The organism is Aeromonas sp. 84A (assembly GCF_051919345.1).
In the GTDB taxonomy this organism is placed as follows: Bacteria; Pseudomonadota; Gammaproteobacteria; order Enterobacterales; family Aeromonadaceae; genus Aeromonas; species Aeromonas veronii.
Genome location: NZ_JBQBEW010000001.1, coordinates 3,107,615 through 3,125,974 on the forward strand (window position 1 = coordinate 3,107,615; position 18,360 = coordinate 3,125,974).

17 protein-coding genes are annotated in these 18,360 nt (G+C 58.5%); 4 read left to right on the forward strand and 13 right to left on the reverse strand.

Translation table 11 applies throughout. The features are described from left to right. Positions 1-34 precede the first annotated feature (34 nt). From ACTG20_RS14105 to ACTG20_RS14135, 7 genes are all read right to left on the reverse strand, one after another. Entirely contained in the window at positions 35-1,339 is a 1,305-nt protein-coding gene (locus tag ACTG20_RS14105; protein WP_439987741.1) for an inosine/guanosine kinase, read from the reverse strand. A 186-nt stretch (positions 1,340-1,525) separates the two neighbouring features. Continuing rightward, positions 1,526-1,918 carry an MAPEG family protein gene (locus ACTG20_RS14110; protein WP_005346381.1) on the reverse strand — a complete coding sequence of 131 codons (393 nt, stop codon included), beginning with the start codon at positions 1,916-1,918 and terminating at the stop codon, positions 1,526-1,528. A gap of 34 nt (positions 1,919-1,952) precedes the next feature. Next, the gene (hemH, locus tag ACTG20_RS14115; protein WP_064336268.1) at positions 1,953-2,927 is read right to left on the reverse strand and encodes a ferrochelatase; all 975 of its coding nucleotides are present in this window, start codon (positions 2,925-2,927) and stop codon (positions 1,953-1,955) included. Positions 2,928-3,025: 98 nt separating this feature from the next. Beyond that, positions 3,026-3,670, reverse strand: coding sequence for an adenylate kinase (gene adk / locus ACTG20_RS14120; protein ID WP_005337083.1), 645 nt, complete (start codon positions 3,668-3,670; stop codon positions 3,026-3,028). A 303-nt stretch (positions 3,671-3,973) separates the two neighbouring features. Further along, complete coding sequence (miaE, locus tag ACTG20_RS14125; RefSeq protein WP_194496280.1) at positions 3,974-4,732, reverse strand: tRNA isopentenyl-2-thiomethyl-A-37 hydroxylase MiaE; 759 nt, start codon at positions 4,730-4,732, stop codon at positions 3,974-3,976. Between the two features lie 204 nt (positions 4,733-4,936). Continuing rightward, positions 4,937-6,457: an amidophosphoribosyltransferase gene (gene purF, locus ACTG20_RS14130; protein WP_194496279.1), complete on the reverse strand. Its 1,521-nt coding sequence runs from the start codon at positions 6,455-6,457 to the stop codon at positions 4,937-4,939. Between the two features lie 21 nt (positions 6,458-6,478). Next, complete coding sequence (locus tag ACTG20_RS14135) at positions 6,479-6,967, reverse strand: CvpA family protein (protein ID WP_005337086.1); 489 nt, start codon at positions 6,965-6,967, stop codon at positions 6,479-6,481. An 8-nt stretch (positions 6,968-6,975) separates the two neighbouring features. Between ACTG20_RS14135 and ACTG20_RS14140 the strand changes: the two genes are divergently transcribed. Further along, positions 6,976-7,152: a hypothetical protein gene (locus ACTG20_RS14140; protein ID WP_155395816.1), complete on the forward strand. Its 177-nt coding sequence runs from the start codon at positions 6,976-6,978 to the stop codon at positions 7,150-7,152. Between the two features lie 2 nt (positions 7,153-7,154). On the opposite strand, the gene serS is transcribed toward ACTG20_RS14140, so the two are convergent. The 5 genes from serS to lrp form a co-directional block, all read right to left on the reverse strand. After that, a complete protein-coding gene (gene serS, locus ACTG20_RS14145; protein ID WP_005351225.1) occupies positions 7,155-8,450 on the reverse strand; it encodes a serine--tRNA ligase in 1,296 nt (431 codons plus the stop codon). 306 nt (positions 8,451-8,756) lie between these two features. Further along, positions 8,757-10,094: a replication-associated recombination protein A gene (locus ACTG20_RS14150; RefSeq protein WP_021230553.1), complete on the reverse strand. Its 1,338-nt coding sequence runs from the start codon at positions 10,092-10,094 to the stop codon at positions 8,757-8,759. Between the two features lie 76 nt (positions 10,095-10,170). Then, on the reverse strand, positions 10,171-10,779 hold the full coding sequence (gene lolA, locus ACTG20_RS14155; RefSeq protein ID WP_041236057.1) for an outer membrane lipoprotein chaperone LolA: 609 nt from the start codon (positions 10,777-10,779) through the stop codon (positions 10,171-10,173). A gap of 79 nt (positions 10,780-10,858) precedes the next feature. Next, entirely contained in the window at positions 10,859-13,375 is a 2,517-nt protein-coding gene (locus tag ACTG20_RS14160; protein ID WP_042080407.1) for a DNA translocase FtsK, read from the reverse strand. Positions 13,376-13,577: 202 nt separating this feature from the next. Next, positions 13,578-14,069: a leucine-responsive transcriptional regulator Lrp gene (gene lrp / locus ACTG20_RS14165; protein ID WP_005300047.1), complete on the reverse strand. Its 492-nt coding sequence runs from the start codon at positions 14,067-14,069 to the stop codon at positions 13,578-13,580. Between the two features lie 150 nt (positions 14,070-14,219). On the opposite strand from lrp, the gene ald reads away from it, so the two are divergent. The 3 genes from ald to ACTG20_RS14180 all read left to right on the forward strand — a co-directional run bounded on the left by ald (position 14,220) and on the right by ACTG20_RS14180 (position 17,781). Beyond that, a complete protein-coding gene (gene ald, locus ACTG20_RS14170; RefSeq protein ID WP_058059143.1) occupies positions 14,220-15,335 on the forward strand; it encodes an alanine dehydrogenase in 1,116 nt (371 codons plus the stop codon). A 185-nt stretch (positions 15,336-15,520) separates the two neighbouring features. Beyond that, complete coding sequence (trxB, locus tag ACTG20_RS14175) at positions 15,521-16,471, forward strand: thioredoxin-disulfide reductase (protein WP_019445530.1); 951 nt, start codon at positions 15,521-15,523, stop codon at positions 16,469-16,471. Between the two features lie 62 nt (positions 16,472-16,533). Continuing rightward, on the forward strand, positions 16,534-17,781 hold the full coding sequence (locus ACTG20_RS14180) for a diguanylate cyclase (protein WP_005351207.1): 1,248 nt from the start codon (positions 16,534-16,536) through the stop codon (positions 17,779-17,781). 108 nt (positions 17,782-17,889) lie between these two features. Here ACTG20_RS14180 and ACTG20_RS14185 read toward each other — a convergent pair whose 3' ends face one another. Continuing rightward, positions 17,890-18,360: a glycine zipper 2TM domain-containing protein gene (locus tag ACTG20_RS14185; RefSeq protein ID WP_439987743.1), complete on the reverse strand. Its 471-nt coding sequence runs from the start codon at positions 18,358-18,360 to the stop codon at positions 17,890-17,892.

The following is an 18,360-nucleotide window of genomic DNA, read 5'->3' on the forward strand; positions in this document are numbered from 1 at the left end:
TCTGCCAATGGCGGTGTTTTGCAACAATTCGGGATCAACGCTCCCAGTAAACCTCTTCCAGACTGTCCTCTTTCTCCGGCAGACCGCGAGAGAGACGCGGGCTGCTCTGGGCCAGCACCTCGTAACTTACCCGGTTGGCGTACTTGCACACCTGGGAGAGCGAGGAATAGGTGAGGAACTCGGAGATGTGCTTGGCAGAGTTGGGCACATTCATCCGGTGATAGGAGTTGGCCACCATGTCGTGCAGCACAGCGGAAAGCGCGCCATCCCCAGCCCCGTTGGTGTTCTTGATCTTCTCCGGCCCCCCCATGTAGGGAGAGATATGGGAATAGATCCGCACCGGCTTGCGGCACTTGGCGCGTGCCATGGGGCGGCTGAACTCGTACATGTTGAACTCGGGAATCACCCCGGGCAGCAGCGGCAAGGTGGTCTCGCGCTTGAAGTCATCTTCGGTGTAGGCCGCCATATAGAGCCCCACCGGACCGGCGGTACAGAGCACCATGTCCGCCCAGTCCAGTGCCTTGTCGGCTGCGGCCAGCGGATCGGAGAAACCGGTCAGGGCCTCGCCCTCCTCCTCGTTCATGGCGAGCACGGTGACGTTTTCGCTGATGAAGTCACGCCACCACTGGGGATCGGACTCGATGACGAAACGGGTACCCAGGGTGAGCACCACCGGCACACCGGCCTCGCGGGCATAACGCACCGCGGCCATGGCGGCATCTTTCATCGGGGTGCCATCTTCACCGCGCACCAGATAAGCAGTGATGACCAGCGCGGAGGACTCCTTGATGATCTCTTCGGGGATGTGCTCTACATCCAGATGATCCATCTTGCCGGCGTTGATGCCAAAGCTGCGCTCGCCCCCTTCGGTAATGAAGGTAAAGCAGCGACCGACCGGGCCGTCTACCGGCTGCAGGTAGTCCAGATTGACGCGGGAAGAGGTGTTGCACAGATAACGGTAGGCGTAGCAGCCGATGCGAATGTCCTGACTCATCACACCCAGCAGAATGGAGTGGGAATCGGCCAGTACCGAGTAGTTGTGTACCGTGTTGCCGATGGTGCCACCGGCAAACTCGCTCACTACCATGTTGTTGGCCTTAAGCTCGTCATAAATCCGTTCGGCTACATCGTCATTGATGACGACGGAGTGCCCCTTGCTCAGACCATAACGGGTCAGAAAGTCTTCATCCACATGGGCTTCAATATCAACCAGGGTCTGATCAATCCCGACCACGTAGGCTTTGCCCAGCTCGGTTAACAGGGGATTTTGCGGAACCAGGGGATCGCGTCTGTCGACAGGGAAGTAGTGTTTGGACTTGCGCTGACCGGGAAATTTCATGGCAATGTTCTGTGCTCTGGGGGAAAGAGGGGCGGGATTTTAACACAATCCGCCGCCCCGAAAAGTCGCCCTGTTTAAATAATGGAGTCAGTATAGACAAGGCTTGCAAGGAAAAACGTTTGCCTTTTCACCATAAAAAAACCACCCCGTCCGGGGTGGTTCCCTAGCATAAAAAATCGCCTGTTTTCAGGCGGCCGCCATCCCCTGCAACAGGGCCAGTACCGAAAAGAGGCCGAGGGCGAGCCAGAATAGCAAGGTGCCCAGAAAACGGGGCACATTGGGGGCTTTGGGGATCTGGATGCCGATGGCATGCAGGATGCGGCCAACCAGTAGCATGGCGCCACCGGCATGCAGCCAGAGCGCACCGGCACCGGATAGCTCGCACAGCGCCATCAGCAGCAGGGTCAGCGGCACATACTCGGCAAAATTACCGTGGGCCCGGATCGCCGCCAGCAGCTCGGGGGCCTCCCCCTGCCCTATCATCACCCCGAACTGGGCGCGGCGTCTGACCACCCAGAAAGATAGCCCCAGAAACAGCAGCCCAAGCAGGCCTGCGTATATCAGCGTGATATGTACCATGACTCGACTCCTTGTTTGACTGACTGCCGGTCACTCATGCCAATTCGCGGCAAATGAGCGAGACCATCATCCTGATATGGGCCTGATCGCTGTTGAGGGCCGGAATATATTCAAACCGCTCGCCACCGGCCTCCATGAAGATCTCCCGATTCTGTACCTGAATTTCCTCAAGGGTTTCGAGGCAGTCGGCCGCAAAGGCAGGGCAAATCACATCGAGCCGCTTGATGCCCGCAGCTGGCATACCGGCGATGGTCACGTCTGTGTAGGGCTTGAGCCACTCCTCCTTGCCAAAGCGAGACTGGAAACTGGCCGTCCACTGCCCGGCCTCCAGCCCGAGCGCCTCGGCCAGCAAGCTGGCGGTATGGCGACACTGGTGACCATAGGGATCCCCTTCGTTCTCGTAGCGCTCGGGAATACCGTGGAACGACATCAGCAGGTGATCACCCTGACCGTGCTGCTCCCAGTGACGGCGCACGCTCATGGCCAGCGCCTGAATGTATTCGGGATGGGCGTGATAATCACGAATGAGCCGTACCACCGGCAGATTGCGTTCTCTCTTCATCGCCTTGCTCCAGGCATCGAAGACCGAGGCGGTGGTACTGACCGAATATTGCGGATAGAGCGGCAACAGGATCACCCGGTTGACCCCTTTGGCCTTGAGCGCCTGCCAGCCATCATTCACTGACGGGGAACCATAGGTCATCGCCAGCTCTACCGGCACCTCGACCCCCTCCCGCTTGAGCTCCTGCTCCAGTGCGGCGCGCTGCTGCTTGCTTATCACCATCAGCGGCGAGCCCTGCTCGGTCCACACCTGCTGATAGAGCTTGGCCACTTTGGGCGAGCGCGTCGGCAAGATGATGAAGTGGAGCAGCGGGCACCAGAGGTAGCGGGGCAGGTCCACCACACGGGGATCGTGCAGGAACTGGCTGAGGAACGCTTTGACGGCAGCGGTGGTCGGTGCGGCTGGGGTACCCAGATTGACCAGCAATATTCCGGTTTTCGTGGTCACGTTGGCTTCCTGTCTATCTGTCATTATGCAAAAAGGGCCCGACAGGGCCCTTCTCTTTATTTATCTGATGGCACGGGAAACTGTGCCGGCAGCAAAGATCAGCCCAGAATGGTGGCAAGCTGCTTGCTGACCAGATCAACCGGCTGGGTGCCGTCGATCTTGACGTAACGGGTGTGGCCCGCTTCCGCCTCTTTGCCGTAGAAACCGATCAGCGGCGCGGTCTGCTGATGATATACATCCAGACGCTTGCGTACTGTGGTCTCTTCGTCGTCGGCGCGGATCACCAGATCTTCACCAGTCACGTCATCCTTGCCTTCCACTTTCGGCGGGTTGAACACCACGTGGTAGGTACGGCCGGAGCCGGAGTGAACGCGACGGCCGCTCATGCGCTTGACGATCTCTTCGTCCGGCACATCGAACTCCAGCACGAAATCAACCACGACACCGGCGTCCTTCATGGCTTGCGCCTGGGGAATGGTGCGCGGGAAACCGTCCAACAGGAAGCCTTTGGCGCAGTCCGGCTGAGCGATGCGCTCTTTGACCAGACCGATGATGATGTCGTCAGAGACCAGCTGACCTGCGTCCATCACAGCTTTGGCTTTCAGACCGAGCTCGGTGCCCGCTTTGATCGCCGCACGCAGCATGTCGCCGGTGGAGATCTGGGGAATACCGTGTTTTTCCATGATGAACTGAGCCTGGGTACCTTTGCCGGCGCCCGGAGCCCCCAACAGAACAATGCGCATACACGCTCCTATTGATTGGTTATTCAAATCTTGCGAAGGCAAAAAAGTACACGGTTTCGCCCGTTTCTACAAGGGTGAGCCACCTGAATGAGCACTTTATCACCACAATAACCGGCTGATCGAACAGGATTTCATCGCAAGGGGAAGACGCAAAAATAGCCAGGGATTCAGCATAGAGCGCCAAAAGCAGGAAGGAGGTACGGCAGAAAAAAAGATCCCGGCTCAGGGCCGGGAATTGCGCTCAAAAGTAACTACTTGTCGCTCGTAGTAGGAACAGGGCAATAGTAGTTTGCCCCCTGTGCGTCAACAACTGTCAGATGTGACAGGCAGGCCGCTATGAAACCGGAACTGCGGATCCGGCGAGCAGATTAGCTCGGCTTCCAGCTTGCCAAAGAAGGCCACCCGCTCGCTGATATCCTCCCCTGCGTACTGTTCGGCCAGGCTCAGGTAATCCTGATAGTGGCGCGCCTCGGAGCGCAGCAAAGAGATGTAGAAGCGGCTCAGCTCTTCGTCCAGATGGGGCGCCAACTTGGCAAAACGCTCGCAGGAGCGGGCCTCGATATAGGCGCCGATGATCATCTTGTCGACTATGGTGGCCGGTTCATGGGTGCGCACATGCTGCATCAATTGGCGGGCATAGCGGGAGGCCGTCACCGGCCCGTATTCGATGCCGCGGGCCTGCATGATCTCCAGCACCTGCTCGAAGTGATGCAGCTCCTCCTGAATGAGCCGCACCATGGGAAACAGCAGTGGATTGCGCTCCAGCTCGGCAAAGACGGTGCGATCAGACTCCCCCATGCTGCGTTTGCCCAGGATCTCGGCCTTCTCCGGAATGGCATCCAGCTCGCGATAGAACTCCAGCTTGGGCAGCAGATGGCGCTTGCCCTTGGGCAGGCAGTAGCGGCGCACCAGACTGTGGGCCGTGAGTGCGGCCTTGGTCTCGCAGTTGGCGTGATCGATAAGCAGGGTCGGTAAACGGGCAGGCTCCCGCGCCATCTCCACCCACTCATCCGGGGTCTCGCACTGCAAAAACTGGCGCACAGGGGCTAACAGATCATCCATCTGAACTCTCGTCTCTTAAAAGCGTATCGGTCATATATGTTGCCGCCTATGCTAGCGGATCCCGCTGGCCATGCCCATATCCGGCAAGATAAACGGATGTTTTTCAAACAGATACCCCTACCCCTTCTGCCGGTGTGAGGCAAAAACGACAATGGGGGCCACTGGCCCCCATCTCGCTATCCCATCCGGCAAAACCGCAAACGTTTAACTACCTTCGTTAAAAATTTCCAGATTGCTGGTGCCTTCCTGCCATTCACGCACCGCTTTGGTGTCATCGTTGCGCAGGGCATTGAGGTGATCCAGATAGGACTGGTCCACATCGGAGGTGACGTAGTGACCATTGAAGACCGAGGTCTCGAAGTGACGCAGATCCGGGTTGATCTCCCGCACGGCGGCTTCCAGATCTTCCAAATCCTGGAAAATCAGACCGTCAGCGCCAATCAGCTTGCACACCTCTTCCACTTCACGGCCGTGGGCGATCAGCTCGTTGGCGGTGGGCATATCGATGCCATAGACGTTGGGGAAGCGAATTTCCGGCGCCGCCGAGGCGAAGTAGACCTTGGCTGCCCCCGCTTCACGGGCCATCTGGATGATCTGCTCGGACGTGGTACCACGCACGATGGAATCATCCACCAGCAACACCTTCTTGCCCTTGAATTCGGAGCTGATGGCGTTGAGTTTGCGGCGCACCGACTTCTTGCGCTGGGTCTGGCCCGGCATGATGAAGGTACGGCCGATGTAGCGGTTCTTCACGAAGCCCTGACGGTATGGCAGATCCAGGGTGTGAGCGATCTCCAGCGCCACGTCACAGGAGGTCTCGGGGATGGGGATAACCACATCGACGTCGAGATCTTCCCACTCGCGGGCAATCTTCTGACCCAGCTTGCGACCCATGCTGAGGCGGGCGGCGTAGACCGAGACCTTGTCGATACACGAATCGGGACGGGCGAAATAGACATATTCGAAGATACAGGAGCTCATCTGCGGGTTCTCCGCACACTGCTCGGAGAAGAGCTGGCCCTGCTCGGTGATGTAGATGGCTTCACCCGGCGCAATATCCCGCACCGTCTCGAAACCGATGGCGTCGAGTGCCACGCTCTCGGAGGCGAGCATGTACTCCACCTGGCCCTGCTCGTCCTGACGACGACCGAGGATCAGCGGGCGAATACCGTTGGGATCACGAAAACCGATGAGACCATGGCCGATCACCAGCGAGACCACCGCATAAGCACCGCGGATCTGCTGATGGGTTCTGCGCACCGCGGCGAAGATATCTTCGGGACGCAGGGCCATCTTGTCACAGCGATCCAGCTCGTGGGCCAGCACGTTCAGCAACACTTCCGAGTCGGAGGTGGTGTTGATGTGACGGCGGGCGACCTTGAACTGCTGCTCCTTGAGCTCCTTGGCGTTGGTGAGGTTACCGTTATGGGCCAGCACCATGCCGTAGGGAGAGTTCACATAAAAAGGTTGGGCTTCAGCGGCACTTGAGCTGCCTGCGGTGGGGTATCTGACATGACCTATGCCGATGTTCCCTTGCAGACGCTGCATGTGGCGCACTTCAAACACGTCCTTCACCAGGCCATTGGCCTTGCGTTGCCGGAAGTTTCCACTATCAATGGTCACGATCCCGGCGGCATCCTGTCCCCTGTGCTGCAACACCGTCAAGGCGTCGTAGAGGGCCTGATTGACGGGGGTGGTGCCAACTATACCGACAATACCACACATGTCTTTGCTACCTCGAAGTCACTATACCTGTTTAAGAAAACTGGATGAGTTCAACATGAACCCGAAAAACCACTGGATCACCGGCTTGAACTCCGGCACCAGCTTGGACGCCACCCACCAGTCGCTCTGGGAGAGGCTGGTGAAGGTATCCATGAAAAAAAGCAGGGCACTGACGATCAGCACCCCGCGAATTGCACCGAAGCAGACCCCCAGCACCCGATCGGTACCGGAGAGACCCGTCTTGTCCACCAACAGGCCCACCACATAGTTGACCACGCTGCCGAGGATCAGGGTTGCCACAAACAGCGCCGCGATGGCCAGGCCGTTGCGAACCAGCGCGTCGGAGAAGGAGGTAAAATAGACGGCGAGATCAGGATAGAAATGGCTGGCAATAAAGAAGGCGACGAACCAGGTGACAAGAGACATAGCCTCCTTGACGAAGCCGCGCACCAGGCTGATGAGTGCAGAAAAACCGACGATGCCGATGATGGCGTAATCAATCCAGACCATAGAAAAAGATGTCCTGCGAAATTGCGGCGCAGTCTAACAAAAACGATTGCGCATTGCTTGATAAAAATGTGTTAACTGTTCAAAGCGACGCCGAAAAGCCGCATTTTTTCAGTACTAAAACGGTTGATCGGCGCCAGAATGCACAACGCCATGGCAATGCCATGGCGTTGTGGTCTGCGGCGTGAATTTACCCGATGTGGGTCAGGCCACCCATGTAGGATTGCAGCGCAGCCGGGATGGCGATGCGGCCATCTTCCTGCTGGTAGTTCTCCATCACGGCAACCAGGGTACGACCCACCGCCAGACCGGAACCGTTCAGGGTGTGCAGCAGTTGCGGCTTGCCATCGATGCGCACGCGAGCTTGCATGCGGCGCGCCTGGAAGTCGGTGCAGTTGGAGACAGAGGAAATCTCGCGGTAGGTGTTCTGGGCTGGCAGCCACACTTCCAGATCGTAGGTCTTGGAAGCGCAGAAGCCCATGTCACCGGTAGAGAGCGCCATCACGCGATACGGCAGCTCCAGCAGTTGCAGCACCTTCTCGGCGTGACCCACCATCTCCTCCAGCGCATCCCAGGATTTCTCCGGGTGAACCAGCTGAACCATTTCGACTTTGTCGAACTGGTGCATACGGATGAGGCCACGGGTATCACGACCGTAGGAACCGGCTTCAGAGCGGAAACAGGGGCTGTGAGCGGTCATCTTGATCGGCAGCTCTTGCGCGTCAAAGATCTCGTCACGGGCCATGTTGGTGAGCGGCACTTCGGAGGTCGGGATCAGGGAGAACTTGCGCAGCTTGCCCTCTTCTTCCCCTTCGCCTTCGATACCGGTATTGAACAGGTCCTGGGCAAATTTCGGCAACTGACCGGTGCCATAGAGGCTGTCCGGGTTCACCAGATAGGGCACGTAGCACTCGGTGTAACCGTGCTGCTGGGTGTGCAGATCCAGCATGAACTGAGCCAGGGCACGGTGCAGACGGGCAATCTGACCCTTCATCACTACAAAACGGGTACCGGAGAGTTTGACGCCGTTCTTGAAGTCAACGCCCTTGGCCGCTTCGCCCAGATCGATGTGATCGCGTACCGGGAAGCTGAACTCGCGCGGGGTACCCCAGCGGCGCACTTCCACGTTGTCGTTCTCGTCACGGCCCACCGGAGTGGTCTCGCTCGGCAGGTTGGGGATGGCGTCGGCAATGGCTTTCAGCTGGGCCAGCAGGGCATCCAGCTCGACCTTGCTGGTTTCCAGCTCGTCGTTGATCTTGGTCACTTCGGCCTTGAGCGGGGCAACATCTTCACCACGACGGGCAGCTTCACCGATGGATTTGGAGCGGGCGTTGCGCTCGGCCTGCAGCTCCTGGGTACGGGACTGCAGATCCTTGCGTTTCTCTTCCAGAGCGTTGACAGCCGCTACGTCCAGAACGTAGCCACGTGTCGCCAGACGAGCGGCAGCCTCTTCGATATCGCTGCGCAGATATTTGGGATCCAGCATGGTTTACCTACTTTTTTAAAATGGGATCTGGGCCTGAGTCGTCATGACGGGCTGGGAAACAGATCCGGAAGTTAACATCGGTTGGCGCACCCCAATCGTCTTCAGAATCGGGCCTCAACAATCAGGCCTTCGAGATCAAGAAGATGGCGCAAGGCCAAGACAAGCGGGGTCAGACGGGCAGTGTAGCAGACCGCCCCCCCGCCCGAACAGGGACTATTTGTGTCGTTTTTACCGACTTTGGCACGTAAACCGTCCTGCATATTCAAACGCCTGACCAATTTTCAGCCACGCGGGGTAACAAAGGGGCTATTTGCCCCGTTGCTGCGGACTTTGCCTGTCCAGTTCATGGAGGTAATCGAGCTTCTGACCAATCTGCTTTTCAAGGCCGCGATCGGTGGGCTGGTAGTACTGCTTGCCCGCAAGCTCGGGCGGAAAATACTGCTCGCCCGCAGCATAGGCGCCCGGCTCGTCATGGGCGTAGCGATACTCGGCGCCATAGCCCAGATCGCTCATCAGTTTGGTCGGCGCATTGCGCAGGTGCACCGGCACCTCGAAGTCAGGGAGGTTTTTGGCATCATGAAGCGCCGCCTTCCAGGCGGTATAGACCGCATTGCTTTTCGGGGCGCAGGCGAGATAGACGATCGCCTGGGCGATGGCCCGCTCCCCTTCCGCCGGACCAATCCGATGGAAGCAATCCCAGGCCGACAGGGCGACCTGCATGGCGCGCGGATCGGCATTGCCCACATCTTCCGAGGCAATCGCCAGCAAGCGGCGGGCAATATAGAGGGGATCGCAACCGGCGCTCACCATGCGGGCGTACCAATAGAGCGCTGCATCCGGCGCCGAGCCGCGAATGGATTTGTGCACCGCGGAGATGAGGTCGTAGAAGTGATCGCCCCCCTTGTCGAAGCGGGCCACGTGCTCCCCCACCACGGCAGCGAGCAGGGCACTGTCGATCACCCGCGCCCCTGTGCTGTCGGTTTCGGCCATGTCGGCCAACAGCTCCAGATAGTTGAGGGATTTTCGCCCGTCTCCATCGACCGCCTTGGCCAGCGCCTCTTTGACGCCGGGGGCGAAGGTGAGTGCCGGATCATTGAGACCACGGGGATCGGTCATCGCCTGATCGAGCATGGCGAGAATATCGCTCTCCTCCAGTCGCTTGAGCAGATAGACCCGGGCTCGTGAGAGCAGTGCGTTGTTGAGTTCGAACGAGGGGTTTTCGGTGGTGGCACCGATAAAGGTGATGGTGCCATCTTCGATGTGGGGCAGGAACACATCCTGCTGGCTCTTGTTGAAGCGGTGCACCTCATCCACAAACAGGATGGTACGCACCCCGCGCCAGCTGTTCTCCTTCGCCTTGTCGATAGCGGCGCGGATCTCCTTGATACCGGAGGTGACCGCAGAGAGTCGCTCCACTTCCGCCTGACAGTAGTGAGCCATCAGCTCCGCCAGCGTGGTCTTGCCGGTCCCGGGCGGCCCCCACAGGATCATCGAGTGGCAGTGACCCGCCAGAATGGCTTTGCGCAGGGGCTTGTCAGCCCCCAGGATATGTTGCTGACCGATATACTGGTCGAGGTTTTGCGGCCGCATCCGGGCCGCCAGCGGACGAAAGTCCGATGAGAAATCCAGCGACAAGTTGCTCATCTGTATTGACCACCCAGCGTCACGCCACTCGCCTTTGACTGGCGCAGTGGCGAGCAATCCAACGACCGCTTGCTCATTAGCGCTGGTCGTCCAGCTCGACCCCCTTCGGGATCTTGAAAACAAATTCGTTGCCCTTGAGCACCGGCTTGCGGTTGAAGCTGCTCAGGGTGAATTCACTCCACTGCCCTTGCGCCTCTTTCACATCGAAACGACTGATGTTGTCTTGTCTGTCGAAGGTGACACGGAAGGAGGCAATCAGCTCATCCTTGTTGCGGCTGGTGACGGTGTAGACATCCCCCTCCTGAGTCACGTCATAGTTCTTCCAGAACTTGTCGTCATTGCCGGCGATCAGAATAAAGGGGGTGTTGAGCACCGCATCTTTCAGCTTGAGGGCGGTGACCTGCTCGACGAAGGGATCATAGACCCAGACATCCTGACCATCGGCCACGATCAGGCTCTCGTCCGGCGAGGTGGTGTGCCAGTTGAAACGGTTTGGCCGCTGCACCAGCAGATCGCCGCTGGCCTTTTGCAGCTCCTTGCCCTTGCTGTCATAGACGGTCTGGGCAAATTTGGCGGAGAAGAGGCTCACCCCCGCCAGCTTCTGTTTGAGATCGCTGGCCGCATCGGCCCACACCTGGCTGCTGGCCATCAGCAACACGGTACCCATCAACAGTTGTTTTTTCATCACGCTCTTCATAAGACGCTCTCGATAAAAGGCCACGCCCGCGGAGGGCATGGCCAGGGATAGTATTAAACGGTGAGGCTTAGTCCCGCACCGGCGGCGGTGCCAGCACGTCGCGCTGACCATTGCCACCCGGTGAGCTGACGATGCCCTGATTCTCCATCTGCTCGATGAGACGGGCTGCCCGGTTGTAACCAATCTTGAACTTGCGCTGGACGCTGGAGGTCGAGCCACGGCGGGACTCCACCACAAAAGCGACCGCTTCGTCGAACAGGGGGTCCAGCTCTTCGTCGCCACCACCGCCATATTCGCCGCTGCCACCTTCGCCACCCGACTCACCGGAGAGGATCTCCTCGATGTAGTTCGGCTCGCCGCGCAGTTTCCAGTCCGCCACCACCTTGTGCACTTCGTGATCATCGACGAATGCACCGTGTACCCGGGTCGGGTTGGAGGTACCGGCCGGCATGTAGAGCATGTCGCCCATACCGAGCAGAGATTCGGCGCCGCCCTGATCGATGATGGTGCGCGAGTCGATCTTGCTCGACACCTGGAACGAAATTCGGGTCGGGATGTTGGCCTTGATAAGACCGGTAATGACATCCACCGACGGACGCTGGGTCGCCAGAATGAGGTGAATACCGGCGGCCCGCGCCTTCTGGGCGATACGGGCGATCAGCTCTTCCACCTTCTTGCCGACGATCATCATCATGTCGGCAAATTCGTCCACCACCACCACGATGTGGGGCAGCTTCTCCAGCTCCGGCGGCATCTGATCCATGGAGTCACCCGGGCGCCACAACGGATCCAGCAGAGGTTCCCCCTCCTCGATGGCGGCCAGCACCTTGTCGTTGTAGCCCTTGAGGTTGCGCACCCCGACTGCCGACATCAGCTTGTAACGGCGTTCCATCTCGCCCACGCACCAGCGCAGGGCGTTGGCGGCGTCCTTCATATCGGTCACCACCTCGGTCAGCAGGTGCGGGATCCCTTCGTAGACCGAGAGTTCCAGCATCTTGGGGTCGATCATGATGAAACGCAGATCATCGGGGGATGACTTGTAGAGCATCGAGATGATCATGGTGTTGACCCCCACCGACTTACCGGAACCTGTGGTACCGGCCACCAGCAGGTGCGGCATCTTGGCCAGGTTCACTACCACCGGCTCGCCGGCGATGTCCTGACCCAGGCCCATGGTGAGCGGGTTGCGGCTATCGCGGAAGGCATCGCAGTCAAGGGTTTCGCGCAGGTAAACGGTCTGGCGCACCCGGTTGGGCAGCTCGATCCCCACATAGGTTTTACCCGGAATCACTTCCACCACCCTCACGCTGCTGGCAGACAAGGAGCGGGCCAGATCGCGCGAGAGGTTGGTGATCTTGCTCGCCTTCATGCCCGGCGCCAGATCCAGCTCGAAACGGGTAATAACCGGACCCGGATAGACACCGACCACCTTGGCCTGCACGTTGTAGTCGGCAAGCTTGGCCTCCACCAGACGGCCCATGCGATCCAGCTCATCCTTGCTCATCATCTGGGTCTTGGCAGGTGGACGGTCGAGCAGCTCGATACTCGGCAACGGTGGCATTGTTGACTGCGGACGACGCTTGGGCTTGGTTGGTGCGACGGCTACCGGCGCGGCAACCTCGTCGTCCCCTTCGGCCCAGGGCAGATCCAGATCGTCCTCATCATCGTCATCGGCCACAGCCAGTACCGGCTGGCGGCGACCATTGGCAGCCGCCACCGCACGTTTAGGCTTGGCAGCCGGAGCCGGCTCATCATCTTCATCATCAAACTGGGGATCGAACTCGAAGGTATCGTCGTCGAGTTCCGGCAGCCACTCTTCGGCGGCAGCCTTCTGATTCTTGGCCTTGGGCTTGCGAGTCCAGCTGGTGTGCGGCTCATCTTCCTCATCATCAAACGCGATGGCCCCTACCCCGCCTTCCAGCAAGGGATCCGGCCCCTCGTTGCGGGGTTGACGCCAGCCACCGGTCAGCCAGCGGCCGAGGGTGGTCGGGAAGTGGTAAACAGCACTGACCGAACCGGTACAGGCCGCACCGATCTGCTCGACAATAGTGAGCCAGGACCAGCCGGTAAACAGGGTGATGCCGGTTGCCACGAAGCAGAGCAGCATCAGGTTGGCCCCGACGCCGCCAAACAGCGGCACCACTGCAGAAGCGATCACATCCCCCACCAGACCACCGGCGGAGAAGTTTTGCATATCGTTGAAGTTCATGCTGGCAATGGCCGACATGCCGAGCACGGTCAGGATAAAGCCGATGATCCGCACCCCCAGGGTGAGGTAATCCACATCGAGCAGACGGCTCGGGCGCCAGAACAGACTCCAGCCCAGCAGCACCACCAGCGGCGGCACCAGATAGGAGAAGGCACCAAAGGTAAACATGGTGATGTCGGCGAGCCAGGCACCGGCACTACCGGCGAGGTTCTTCACCTCCCCTTGCCAGGAGGTCTGGGACCAGCCGGGATCAGCGGGATGATAGGACAACAGGGCAAGCAAAAGATAAGCAGCCATCAGGGTGATGGCGATCAAGACGGCTTCGAAGATCCGTTGTGTACCTGATAAAGGAGTAAACAGCTTTTTATCGGCCAAACTCCGGCTCCTTTCTGAAAACATGTAATGCAGGAAATAAGGGGGCCTAGTATCCCCGAAAAGCCCATCGATTGTCAGCCAGAGCCTGATGGGACGGGGCCATATTTGCAATTATCTTTACAAGAAGAAACGAGCGGACCGGCCGCTCGTTTCTGACTGTCATGGTGTCTCATATGGAAAAGATACCACGGCATAACCTGCTTTATCGGGTGCTGATCACCAGACGACTGCTCTGCTTGACCTCTTCCATCACCACGTAGGTGCGGGTGTCATTGACACCGGGCAGACGCAGCAGGGTTTCCCCCAACAGACGGCGGTAAGCCGACATGTCGCTGACTCGGGTCTTGAGCAGATAGTCGAAGTCACCGGAAACCAGATGACACTCCTGGATCTCTTCGAGCACCTGAACAGCCTTGTTGAACTGTTCAAACACATCAGGCGCCCCGCGATTGAGGGTTATCTCTACAAACACCAGCAGAGATGCGTCCAGATAATGAGGGTTCAGAATAGCGGCATATCCTTCGATATAACCTTGTCGCTCGAGGCGACGAACCCGTTCCAGACACGGTGTAGGACTCAGGCCAACTCGCTTGGACAACTCAACATTCGAAATCCTGCCATCCTTTTGCAGTTCATTAAGAATGTTGCGGTCAATCCTGTCCAAATCCTTTAGCCGACTCTTAGCTTCCATCATTTTATTCCATCCTTTGGCTATTTTTTGGTAAGAATCACCAGTCATTTTATAATTATGGTCACAAATCCTGTCAATACCTGAATATACTAGGCGCAAATGTTGGTTAACATTTTGGCAACATGAAACACCAATCTATAGACGAGGGATAGCATGATTATCGGTGTACCTAAAGAGATAAAAAACCATGAATACCGCGTAGGCATGGTTCCGGCCAGTGTACGTGAACTGACAGCACGAAACCATACTGTTTTCGTCCAAAGCGGTGCCGGAAACGGCATTGGCTTCAGCGATGCAGATTATATCGCTGTTGGAGCCGAAATTTTGGCCTCTGCAGCAGAGGTTTTCGCCAAAGCCGAGATGATCGTCAAGGTCAAGGAACCTCAGCCTGTCGAATGTGCCATGCTGCGCCCGGGTCAAACCCTGTTTACCTATCTGCATCTGGCGCCAGACTTGCCCCAGACCGAAGCCCTGCTGAAAAGCGGCGCAATCTGTATCGCCTATGAAACCGTCACCGACGGCCGTGGCGGCCTGCCCCTGCTGGCCCCCATGTCGGAAGTGGCCGGACGCATGTCTATTCAGGCGGGTGCCCAAGCGCTAGAAAAATCGCGCGGTGGTAGCGGTGTGCTGCTCGGCGGCGTACCAGGTGTCGAACCAGCCAAGGTGGTGATCATCGGTGGCGGCGTGGTCGGCTCCAATGCAGCCCGCATGGCCATTGGCCTGCGCGCGGATGTCACCATCCTCGATAACAACGTCGATACCCTGCGCCGTCTCGATAACGAGTTCCAGGGAGCAGCCAAGGTGGTTTACTCCAACAGCGAGACGCTGGAGCGCCATCTGCTGGCGGCCGATCTGGTCATCGGCGGCGTGCTGGTGCCGGGTGCCACTGCGCCAAAACTTGTCAGCCGTGACCACATTGCACGCATGAAGCCGGGTTCTGCCATCGTCGATGTGGCCATCGATCAGGGCGGCTGTGTGGAAACCTCCCACGCCACCACCCACCAGGATCCGACCTATATTGTCGATGAGGTGGTGCACTACTGTGTCGCCAACATGCCGGGGGCGGTGGCCCGCACCTCGACCGTGGCGCTCAACAATGCCACCCTCCCCTTTATCATCAAGCTGGCCCAGCAAGGGTATCGTCAGGCACTGCTGAGCGACCCCAACCTGCTGCACGGGCTCAACGTGATGGAGGGCAAGCTCACCTGCAAGGAAGTGGCCGTGGCACATGGCCTTGCCTACACGGATCCCCTGACCCTGCTGAACTGATCTGCGCTGGCCTGCGCCAGTTGGAGATGAGTGAAAATCCGCCCGCGATGGGCGGTTTTTTTATCCCTTTATTTTGCATGTCACCCCTTGTGAACACGATTAGTGCAATCGACTCACCAGCCTTTGACCCCGGATCACGAATTACCTACAATCGCGCAAACTCATCACATCCCGGAAATGACATCATGAGCCAAGTCACTCACAGCAAATTGCTGATCTTAGGGTCAGGCCCAGCCGGTTACACCGCGGCCGTCTACGCCGCCCGCGCCAACCTCAATCCCCTGCTCATCACCGGCATGCAGCAAGGGGGTCAGCTGACCACCACCACCGAAGTGGAAAACTGGCCAGGTGATCCGGAAGGGCTGACCGGCCCGGCCCTGATGGAGCGCATGAAAGAGCATGCAGAGAAGTTCGATACCCGCATCCTGTTTGATCACATCAACAGTGTCGAACTGACTCAACGCCCGTTCCGTCTCAAGGGCGACAACGGCGAATACACCTGCGATGCCCTGATCATCGCGACCGGCGCCTCCGCCAAGTATCTGGGCCTGCCCTCCGAAGAGGCCTTCAAGGGGCGCGGCGTCTCCGCCTGTGCCACCTGTGACGGTTTCTTCTACCGCAATCAGGAAGTGGCGGTAATCGGCGGCGGCAACACCGCTGTGGAAGAGGCCTTGTATCTGGCCAACATCGCCAAGAAAGTGCACCTGATCCACCGCCGCGACGAATTCCGTGCCGAGAAGATCCTGATCAAGCGTCTGCACGACAAGGTCGCGAGCGGTAACATCGTGCTGCACACCCACCAGACCCTGGACGAAGTGCTGGGTGACCAGATGGGAGTCACCGGTGTGCGCCTGCGCAACACTCAGGACAACAGCACCAGCGAGCTGCCGCTGATGGGCGTCTTCATCGCCATCGGCCACCAGCCCAATACCCAGATCTTCGATGGCCAGCTGGAGATGCAAAACGGCTATCTGAAGGTACGTGGCGGCCTCGACGGTTTTGCCACCCAGACCAGCATTGAAGGTGTCTTCGCTGCCGGCGATGTGGCCGACCACAACTACCGTCAGGCGATCACTTCTGCCGGTACCGGCTGCATGGCAGCCCTCGATGCCGAACGCTACCTCGACGCGCAATAAACAAGCGCAGATGTGATATAAGGCATACCAGTCGGTATGCCTTTTTTATTTAAAGGAGTCTAATGAAACAGAAGATATTGATTGTCGAAGATAGCCTGACTATCCGCCGTATGCTGACTCAGGCCATTGCCCAGCAGACAGGCCTCGAGATTGACGCCTTCGATACCCTCGAAGGAGCCCGTCACTGTCGGGGCGAGGAGTATGTGGTCGCGCTGGTGGACCTGACCTTGCCGGATGCGCCCCGTGGCGAAGCGGTCAACGAGCTGCTGGCTCGAGGTTTGCCGGTGGTGATCCTCACTGCCGACATTAGCGAGGATAAACGTGCCGCCTGGCTGGAAACCGGCGTGCTGGACTATGTGATGAAGGATTCGCGCCACTCGCTGCAATATGCCGTCAGTCTGGTGCACCGCCTCTATCTCAACCAGTCCATCGAAGTGCTGGTAGTCGACGACTCACGCACCTCCCGTCACCGCACCATGGCCCAGTTGCGCAAGCAGTTGTTGCAGGTGCATGAGGCCAGTCATGCCCGTGAAGCGATGGCGATGCTGGAGCAACACCCGGACATCCGGCTGGCACTGGTCGACTACTATATGCCGGATATCGATGGCATCAGTCTGGTGCGGATGCTGAGAGAGCGATACAGCAAGCAGCAGCTCGCGATTATCGGGATCTCGGTCTCGGACAAGCGCGGTCTCTCTGCTCGCTACCTCAAGCAAGGCGCCAACGACTTTCTCAACCAGCCGTTCGAGCCGGAAGAGCTGCAGTGTCGGGTCAGCCACAATCTGGAAGCGCTCGAGCAGTTCAACAGCATTCAGGAGTCAGCCAATCGTGATTACCTGACCGGTCTCTACAACCGGCGCTACTGGTTCAACGAAGGGCAAAAATGGTTTGAAGAGCATCAGCGCCAACAGACGCCTCTTGCACTCTGTGTGCTCGATGTGGATCACTTCAAGCAGGTCAACGATCACTGGGGCCATGCCATCGGCGATCAACTGCTCTGCCATCTGACCCGGCTACTGACCCAGTTCTTCCCCGATGCCATGATCGCCCGCTTTGGCGGAGAGGAGTTTGCCATGATGGTGCCTCACTGTACCGTCCCCGTGTTGATCAAGCGTCTTGAAGGGCTGCGTCAGCAGCTGCGCCAGCAACCTTTGTCACCGGAAACCCCGCTCTTTGTTCGCGCCAGTTACGGCGTGATCAGCGTCGGGCGGATATCCATGGACGAGGCGCTGAGCGTAGCGGATCGGCTGCTCTATCAGGCAAAGAACACCGGTCGCGACAAGATAGTCTCTCAAGAGACAGCTATCTGAATCCTCAGGGCATCAGTCCCGTGTATTACCGCCCGACAGACTTTCCAGCAGGAGAGTCTGCGGGTTCCTTTCCTGCCACAGTCTCCCCATCACAATGACTATCGAAAGTCAGTAAGTCTTGTCGACCCGCACCCCATCATCGAAGTAGAGAATGCGCACCTTGTCCCCATTGGCAAAGACCATGGCGGGATCATAATCCTGGATCACGTTGATAAGGGCATTTTGCTCGTTGCGGATCAGCAGCTCCACCAGCTTGTTTTCCACCACGGTTCCCCCGGACTGGTATTGCTGCGCAGCCGCAGCACCTGCGAGCGCGCCGACGGTGGTGGCTATTTCACGGCCATGACCGCCACCAAACTGGTTCCCCAGCAGGCCGCCCAACACAGCCCCTCCCAGCGTCTTCCAGCCAGAGTGCTCGGACTCCAGGATCTGGCGCTGGGTAATATTGCGCACCGTTTCGACCTGACCAAACACCACCTGATTGACCGGCCGCGCGGTATTGCGCTGGTAGACCTCCGCCCCGGCGGGCGCCGTGACAAAGCAGAGCAAGCTGGATACTATCAGGATAATGGCCTTCAT